Source organism: Nocardia sp. CY41 (genome assembly GCF_009829325.1).
In the GTDB taxonomy this organism is placed as follows: domain Bacteria; phylum Actinomycetota; class Actinomycetes; order Mycobacteriales; family Mycobacteriaceae; genus Nocardia.
On record NZ_VUOS01000017.1, the window covers coordinates 205,449 to 213,585 of the forward strand.

Sequence of the window (8,137 nt, forward strand, 5' to 3'; positions counted from 1 at the left end):
AACCGCTGCCGGGTGGTTGTCGCAGGTGAAGGTGAGGGATCATGGCCGAGTACGCGCCGACTCTGGTCGCAATCTATGACGTCGGTCATGCGCGACCGCGCCGAGTAGCCGAATTCGGGTCGAATCCAGACGGTGGCGTGACGCTCACGGTGATCGATCCCGACGGATGCCTCGTCGCCGAACGGCTGTACGAGCGCGGTATCAAAGTCTTCGACCCGCCAGGCCGAATAATGCCGGACGAGGGTCCGCCTTTCCTGCGCGCGTTGCTCGATTCGCAAGCGATGAGCTACTACCGCGTTGTCGATGAGAGCCCGGACGAGCCGCAACGGCCGAGCGGTCGCACGCCTTGGTCCCGGAATCCGGCATCGGGTTCGAATGGCGCGTCGGCGCCGCCCGCTCGGTGAGGGACGCTGTCACCCCGCTACTTCGCAACATCACCCGGCGCCTGACCAGAACCCTCGATCTGGGGACTCGCACCGCCGCGGGCACGTATCGGCGCACCAGCGGCACGCTGGACCTCGGCGCCCGCACGTTCCGGGACGTGGACGAGCGGTCCTCGCACCTGGTGGAAGAAGCGCGCACCCGAGTGCAGCCGCATCCGGCGCAGGCGGCTCGGCAGCGGGTGTGGGACTACCAGCCCAGTGCGGCCGAATCCGCCATGCGCGCGCGCAGGCTGACCACGGATGTCGAGTTCGAAGGCGACATGAAAGTAGCGGTGGCGAAAAGTTCCACCACAGTCCGGAAGATGCGTTCCGCTGATGGGGAATTGAATATCTACAAGCCTATCCACGGTGAGCAATACGACGCGGGGCTGCCATTCGTGCACGCTCCCGGCGCGCTGACCAGCCGGGAGATCGCGGCCTATCGGGTCGATGAACTACTCGGTTTCGGCAGGGTGCCTCCGACGGCCAGAACGGACGGCGTCATCGGACCGGATGGCAGAGCGTCCGGGCCCGGCATGATCCAGCAGTTCGTCGAATCCAAGCCGTCGAGGCCGGTGGCGGACTATCCCAAAGTCCAGCAGCAACAAGTCGCGGTACTCGACTACGTCATCGGCTCCATGGATCGCCATCCCGGCAACTATCGCACCGTGGAACGTGACGGACAGCTCGAAGTCGTCGCCATCGATCACGGCCGATCATTCCCGCTGTCGACTCGACCGCTCGAGATCAATATCGATTCCGACTTCGCCATGGCGCAAAAGGGCGAGCGCCTCGACGCGGAGGTGTTCCGCGCGGTCGAAAACGTCGACATCTCCCGCTTTCGCGCGGCGCTCGGTGACGCCGGTCTGCACGACAATGCGATCGACGGCGCGGTGGCGCGGCTGGAGAAGATCCGGGAACTGGGCATGATCCCGGCCGACGCCAGGGTCCTGCCACCTTGATCCGCTGGTCACCCGGCCTGGGGGTGCGGGCGCCGTTCGATGGTGTTCCGCGCCCGTGCCCACACTTCCTGGACTTCGAACCCGGCGGCCTGCCACGAGTCGGTGGCGAGACCGACTCGGCCGCGCCACGTCCGCATGATGTCGGCGTGCACCGGCCAGCGCACGAACCGTCGCATGTCCTGCTCGGTCTCCCACACCGAGATCGAACCGCCGCGCGCTTCCGACGGCCGCGCCCACAACCACAGGCCGACCGCGCCGTGCATCACCGGCCAATTGCGGCCCAGTCGCATTCCCGTCTTGTAGATCGCCTGAACGTCCTCGTCGGAGGCGGCCAGGAAGTCGGTCACGCTGACGAACACCGGCCCTCGGGTGTCGTGTCGCGGCCCGGCTTGCCAGGGCATCAGCACGGTGCCGTCGGAGAACGGCTGTTCATCCGGTCCGCCGGGCTGGTCGTCGGAGGGTCGAGCCGCAGAGTTTGTAAGCATGTGTAGATGATATGCACAAGCTTATGGAAATGTCACTGTGCGCCGCCTCCGACCGGTCATCGGCACGGAGCCGTATTTCCGACCAGCCCGAGACGGGCATAGGTGGAGGCTTTCCCGCCGACTGGGCGCAGCGGTGCCGCTGTGGCTCGTCGTATCGGCCGAGTTCTCCTGGCGAAGTCGGCGTCAGTGAGCCGTTGCGCCCTCGAAGCTCGGCGGCGAATCCACGGCCGGAACTGTTTCGGGAGCGAGGCGTCCGTCGACCATGCGGTAGACCGCGTTCATCCGGTGCAGGTGGGAGCGGTCGTGGGTGACCAGGAGGGTGGCGGCCGCGTGGTCGTGAGCGACCGACAGGATCAGGTCGATCACCGCCGCGCCGCGTTCGGAGTCCAGCGCGCTGGTGGGTTCATCGATCACCAGGAGGGACGGGGTGTTCATCAGAGCGCGGGCGATGTTCACTCGTTGCCGTTGCCCGCCGGACAGTTGGGCGGGGCGTTTGTCTCGTTGCTCGGCCAGGCCGACGGAATCGAGCAGAGCCAGCGCCCGGTCGCGAAGCTCGCGGCGTCGACGGCGCGAGGTGCCGATTCGTTGCCCGAGATGTCCCATGACCTCGAGTTGCTCGACGGCGGTGAGCGCCGGGATCAGGTTCGGCTGCTGGAAGACGATGCCGATGGACGAGCGGCGCAGCGCCGCTGCCTCGCGGCGCCCCACGGTGGCGAAATCGACGGGTCCCTGCGGCGTTTCGAGTCGGATGTGCCCGGAGTCCGGGCGGATCAGCGTGGCGGTGACGGCCAGCAGGCTGGACTTGCCGGAGCCGGACGGGCCGGTGATGGCGGCGATCTCGCCCGAGGAAACGCGCAGGCTCACTCGGTCCAGCGCGGTGAGGCGGCCCCCGCCGTCGGGGTAGGTGAGCGTTACATCCGCGAGGGTGAGGGTGGTACTGGCTGGGGTCATCTCGGAACTCCGGTGTTGTGGACGGTCGGGCGGTTCGGATGCTCCGACGGCAGGTCCTCCGGCGGTGTCGGTAGCGGGTCGTGATCGTTGGCCGGGTTCCGCGCCGGTGCCGTTCGGCGTGATTGCTGGGGAGAGCATCGCGCGGGTGTTGCCCGACGTGACCGTCGATGAGGCGGTGCGCTCCGGGGCGGCAATGCGTAGTGCGGGGCGGTGCCGCGCAGGAGTCAGCGGCCCGCGCCGAGCGCGGTGAGCGGGTCGGCGGTGAACAAGAAGCGCAGGGCGAAGGCCGCGCCCAGCAGACCGAGCAGGATCAGGACGGCGGACGGGAGCAGCGTGGTGGCCGGGCTCAGTACGAAGGGCACCGCGTCGCCGAGCAGTGCCGCCGTGGTGACGGTGATTCCCAGACCGATCGCGATACCGGTCGCGAGTACCGCCGCGGCTTGGCAGAGGGCGTCGCGGACGAGCGATGCCGACGTCGCTCCCAGAGCTTTCAGCGTCGCGATATCGGGCATCCGCTGGATCGTCCACACGGTGAAGAACGAGCCGATCACCAGCGCGGAGATGGCGAACAGCAGAACCGTCATCAGGGTGAGCGAGCCGTTCTCGGCCCGGTAGGAGCCGATCGCCGACCGGGCTCCGGACAAGTCGGTGGTCCGGGTGTGCGCGGTGGCGTTCAGCCCGTCCTGATCGGTCGCCCCCGAAACCGCGAGCACGGTCGCCGCACCGGAACGAGGATTGAGCGCCCGCCAATCGGCGAGCGTCATCCAGACGACAGGAGTGTGGCTGTACCAGTCGTCGCCGCGCACGGCCGCCACGGTGAAGACGCGTCCGCCGATGGCGACCGGATCACCGGGCACGGCAGCGAGATCGGCGGCCGCGCCGATACTCAGCACCACGGTGCTCGCTTCGGTCGCCCAGCGGTTGCCGGAGTCGGTGCCGGACCGCGTGGCGCGGGCGGGCGAGCGGCCTTCGGCCATCGCGCGGTCGCCGGAGTCCGTGCCGAACAACGCGACCTGCGCGGGTGCGCGGCCTTCCCGTCCGGCCTCGCCGCGGGCGACGCCCACCGGTGTCACGCCGCCGTCGGCGGCCAGCCAAGTCGCGATCTGGTCCTCGGTCAGAACGGACCCGTCGAACGAGGGAGCGCCGCCCGTGTCGGCGAAGACGACGGTGTCACCGGGCAGGGAAGCTATCGCCGACACGTTTTGGTGTGCGAGCCCGGCCGTGAGGCCGCCGAGGAAGCTCACCAGCACCGCAACCAGCGTGACGACGAGTGTGATCAGCGAGAACCGGCCGCGGGCGGCGCGGAGGTCTCGGAGTGCGACGAACATGTCTCCACCCTCACGCCGCACCGGGTCGTTTCCATCGCACCGGGGGAGGAAGCGCGGATGACCGGAAGTCGGTGGCGGTTTTCCACCTTTCGATGGATGCCCCGGCGATAGCCGTACATAAGCTGACACCGTGCACGCGTCCCCGCTGACCCCCGTTTTCACCACGTTGCGACTGGGCCTGCACGTGCTGATGACGGGCTTGGCGGTGGTCGTCGCCGTGCGCGCGATGCTGCCCGGCGCCGCGCACCCGGGCGCGACCGTCGTCTGCACCGCGGCCTTTCTCGCGACCTATCTCGCGGGTGCCGCGCTCGCCGGGAGACGGCGCGCGATCCCGGTATGGCTCGGTGCGCTGACGGCGCTGTGGCTCGGGCTGGTCGTGCTCGCGCCGGATGCGGGTTACCTCGCCTTCGGCCTGTTCTTCCTGTACCTGCACCTGCTGCCGCGCCCGTGGAATCTCTGCGCCGTCGCGGCCGCGACCGCCGTGGCGGTGGCGGGTTTCGGGCTGCATCGGGGCTGGTCGGTGGCCGGCGTCGTCGGACCGGTCATCGGAGCCGCCGTGGCGGTCGGCATCGGGCTCGGCTATCAGGCGTTGTTCCGCGAGGCGGCCGAACGGCAGCGGCTGATCGACGAATTGCTCAGTACCAGAGCGGCTTTGCTGGATCGCGAGCGTACGGCGGGCAAGCTCGCCGAGCGAGAGCGGCTGGCCGCCGAAATCCACGACACGGTGGCGCAAGGGTTGAGTTCCATCCAACTGCTGCTGCACGCCGTCGAGCAGGAGGCGCCGGATCACCCGGCGCTGCCGAGGGTGCGGCTGGCCAGGGAGACGGCCGCGGAGAACCTCGCCGAGACCAGACAGCTCATCGCCGAGTTGACTCCCGTGGCGCTGGAGGGAAAGTCGCTGGCCGAGGCACTGGAGCGGATCGCACTGCGCGCCGCGACGCCGGGCCTGGACACCGAATTCGTGGTCGAGGGTCCGGCGGAACGATTGCCCATGCCGATCTCGGCCGCGCTGGTCCGGATCGCGCAAGGCGCGGTCTCGAACGTGATCCGCCACGCCGGAGCGAGCCGGATGCGCGTGACGCTCACCTACGGGGACGACGCGGTACATCTCGACGTGGTGGACGACGGCGTGGGCATCGCTCCCGCATTGCTCGAGCGAAATCCGTCGGGGTCTTTCGGACTGGCCGCCATGTGGTCGCGAGTCCATGAGCAGGGCGGCGTCATGTCTGTCGAGTCGGAACCGGGACATACGGCGGTCACGGTGTCCTTTCCGCTCGAATCGCGCTCGGGTGCGGTCGGTTCGGAAGCGCCCGCAGCCGATGCGCCGAGCGAGCGAGACCCCGCGCCGGATGCCTCGGCGCTCGGTACGGCGCATCCGCCGCGCAGGGGGCCAGTCGCCCGAGCCCGTACAGAAGCGGCTGCGTCGGACTTGGGCGGGCCGGTGTCCGGCCACGACGGAACAGACACCCGGCCGCGGGACAAGGGCGCGGAGGGGCGCGAGTGATCCGACTGCTGCTCGCCGATGACCATGCGATCGTTCGCGCCGGCCTGCGCGCGCTGCTGGAGGTAGCCGACGACATCACCGTCGTGGGCGAGGCGGCCACGGCGGAGGCGGCCGTCGCGTTCTGTGCGACCGCTCCGATCGATGTGGTGCTGATGGACTTGAGCTTCGGAACCGGTCGGTCGGGAGTCGAGGCGACCGCGCGGCTTCGCGAACTGGCTACCCCGCCGAACGTCCTGGTGGTGACGAACTACGACACCGACGCCGACATCCTCGGCGCCATCGAGGCGGGCGCTTGCGGCTACATCCTCAAGGACACGCCACCCCCCGACTTGCTCTCCGCCGTCCGGTCCGCCGCGGCTGGGGACAGCGTGCTCTCGCCCGCGGTGGCGTCCAAACTGATGACCAGGGTGCGTCGCGCCGACACCACATTGAGTCGGCGCGAACTCGAGGTGTTGCGGCTGGTCTCCGACGGCCGGTCCAACCGTGAGATCGCCAAAGAGCTGTTCCTCAGCGAGACCACCGTCAAATCCCACTTGGTGCATATATACGGAAAACTCGGCGTGCGTTCCCGCACCTCAGCGGTGGCGCGCGCCCGCGAGCACGGCGTCCTGTGATGTGCGGGCGCGACGCCTCCGGCCTCGAACACGGCGATTCGTCCCGTGCTCCGTGCTCTGCCGCGACCTAGGGTGGGCGGATGGCCTCTCTTTCCGATCCAGAAGTGCGCGAGTTCCTCTCCCACGGCACCCGTACCGGCAAGGTGGCGTTCGTGGCCGCCGACGGCAGTCCGATGGTGACGCCGGTGTGGTTCGTCCTCGAAGGGGATTCGCTGGTCTTCAACACCGGCAAGTCCACCGCGAAGGGCAAGGCGTTCGCCAGGGACGGGCGCGTCTCGGTGTGCGTGGACCTGGAGGAGCCGCCTTACGCGTCGGTGCAGTTGCGGGGCACCGTCACGCTCTCGGAAGACCCCGGCGAACTGCTGCGCACCGCCACCGAGATCGGCGGCCGTTACATGGGCGCGGACCGCGCCGAGGAATTCGGCAAGCGCAACGGCGTCCCGGGCGAGCTCGTCGTCCGTCTTCGCCCGGACAAGGTGATCGCTCACTTCGACGCCACCGCCTGAGCGGCGGGGGGCCGCGCCGCGGGGACCATCGCGACGACCCTGCGCCGAATACCGTCGGCGGTCGGGCGGCCTCCGCTCCGGCCTCGGGCCGGTGTCCGGTTGGGAAGCGACCGGATCGGGGGACCGGCGCGAGCGAGCCGAGGAACTGGTCGGCTTTGGCGCTCGGTCGCCGACCGCGTGGCGACCGGCGGTCAATACACTCGCGCGCATGACCGTGCATTTCATCGGGGCCGGGCCGGGGGCGGCCGATCTGCTGACGGTGCGCGCGGTCGAGTTGCTGCGCGCGTCGCCGGTGTGCCTGTACGCGGGGACCTATCTGGATCCAGGGGTGCTGGCGCACTGCGCCCCGGACGCCGAGTTGGTCGATACCCAGCATCTGGACCTCGACCGGATCACCGAGCTGCTGGTGCGCGCGGACCGGGCGGGCCGCGACGTGGCCCGGCTGTGCTCGGGCGACCCGTCGCTGTATTCGGCGTTGACCGAGCAGACCCGCAGGCTCGACGCGCACGGGGTGGCGTGGGATGTCACGCCGGGCGTGCCCGCCTATGCCGCCGCGGCCGCGGTGCTCGGTGCGGAGCTGACGGTGCCCGAGCTGGCGCAATCGGTCGTGCTGACCCGCACGCAGGCCCGCTCCACCGCGATGCCCGAGTCCGAAGCGCTGGCGAACTTCGCCGCCACCGGCGCAACGCTCGCGCTGCACCTGGCCATCACCCGCGTCCGCGCCTTGGCCGCCGAACTGTCCGCCGACTATGGCCCGGACTGCCCGGTCGCCGTCGTCTACCGCGCCAGCCAGCGGGAGCAACTCGTCCTGCGCGGCAGCCTGGCCGACATCGCCGACCAGGTGGAGGCCGCCGGACTGCGGCAGGCCGCGGTGATCCTGGTGGGCCGCGCGCTCACACCCTCGGTGTCGTGCGCGGAATCGCATCTCTACGACCCGGCGCGCGTGCGTGGGTCCTGACGGCGGGTGCCTCAGGCGCCCGCCCCCCGGTGTCGAAGCGCCCGAATTGGTGCCGCGGTGACTCATGTGAGAACCGCAACATCCTTCCGGCAAACATTTGCAAAGCCCCTGCCTGCGGTGATGTTCGCCCGCTATGACCGATGGTTGGTTGCCTGCCGGGGGCGACGGTAGATTGATCCGGTGATTCGCAAAGAAGGTCCCGGCGGAGCCGGTCGGTGGGTTCTGGGCACGGTCGAGCTCATGTAACAAGCCCGGCACGTTGGACAGATAGTTCAATTGAACATTTTTTGCCTGATTTGATGTGAGAACTCAACCCGGAGACGCAGGCGCCACGCTCGGACAGGTGTGCGCCCCCTCCGGGTGTGGTCGGGGAGCGCTTGCGTGGTGTTCCGGAAGCGAGGTTACGG

9 protein-coding genes are annotated in these 8,137 nt (G+C 69.3%); 6 read left to right on the plus strand and 3 right to left on the minus strand.

Going from position 1 to position 8,137, the window contains the following annotated elements; all coding sequences use genetic code 11:
• The first annotated feature begins 41 nt into the window (after positions 1-41).
• The gene (locus GVY64_RS19725; protein WP_159843493.1) at positions 42-404 is read left to right on the plus strand and encodes a hypothetical protein; all 363 of its coding nucleotides are present in this window, start codon (positions 42-44) and stop codon (positions 402-404) included.
• Entirely contained in the window at positions 401-1,384 is a 984-nt protein-coding gene (locus tag GVY64_RS19730) for a hypothetical protein (protein ID WP_159843495.1), read from the plus strand. The genes GVY64_RS19725 and GVY64_RS19730 overlap by 4 nt, the downstream gene beginning before the upstream one ends.
• Positions 1,385-1,392: 8 nt before the next feature.
• On the opposite strand, the gene GVY64_RS19735 is transcribed toward GVY64_RS19730, so the two are convergent.
• From GVY64_RS19735 to GVY64_RS19745, 3 genes are all read right to left on the minus strand, one after another.
• Positions 1,393-1,869, minus strand: a complete 477-nt coding sequence (locus tag GVY64_RS19735; RefSeq protein WP_159843497.1) for a hypothetical protein — start codon at positions 1,867-1,869, stop codon at positions 1,393-1,395.
• Positions 1,870-2,052: 183 nt separating this feature from the next.
• Positions 2,053-2,820: an ABC transporter ATP-binding protein gene (locus tag GVY64_RS19740; protein WP_159843506.1), complete on the minus strand. Its 768-nt coding sequence runs from the start codon at positions 2,818-2,820 to the stop codon at positions 2,053-2,055.
• 224 nt (positions 2,821-3,044) lie between these two features.
• Positions 3,045-4,148, minus strand: a complete 1,104-nt coding sequence (locus GVY64_RS19745; protein WP_159843508.1) for an ABC transporter permease — start codon at positions 4,146-4,148, stop codon at positions 3,045-3,047.
• A gap of 130 nt (positions 4,149-4,278) precedes the next feature.
• Between GVY64_RS19745 and GVY64_RS19750 the strand changes: the two genes are divergently transcribed.
• From GVY64_RS19750 to cobM, 4 genes are all read left to right on the plus strand, one after another.
• Entirely contained in the window at positions 4,279-5,652 is a 1,374-nt protein-coding gene (locus GVY64_RS19750) for a sensor histidine kinase (protein ID WP_159843510.1), read from the plus strand.
• A complete protein-coding gene (locus GVY64_RS19755) occupies positions 5,649-6,266 on the plus strand; it encodes a response regulator (protein ID WP_159843512.1) in 618 nt (205 codons plus the stop codon). The genes GVY64_RS19750 and GVY64_RS19755 overlap by 4 nt, the downstream gene beginning before the upstream one ends.
• Positions 6,267-6,346: 80 nt before the next feature.
• Complete coding sequence (locus GVY64_RS19760) at positions 6,347-6,772, plus strand: PPOX class F420-dependent oxidoreductase (protein ID WP_159843514.1); 426 nt, start codon at positions 6,347-6,349, stop codon at positions 6,770-6,772.
• Positions 6,773-6,980: 208 nt separating this feature from the next.
• Positions 6,981-7,730: a precorrin-4 C(11)-methyltransferase gene (gene cobM, locus GVY64_RS19765; protein WP_159843516.1), complete on the plus strand. Its 750-nt coding sequence runs from the start codon at positions 6,981-6,983 to the stop codon at positions 7,728-7,730.
• Positions 7,731-8,137 lie beyond the last annotated feature (407 nt).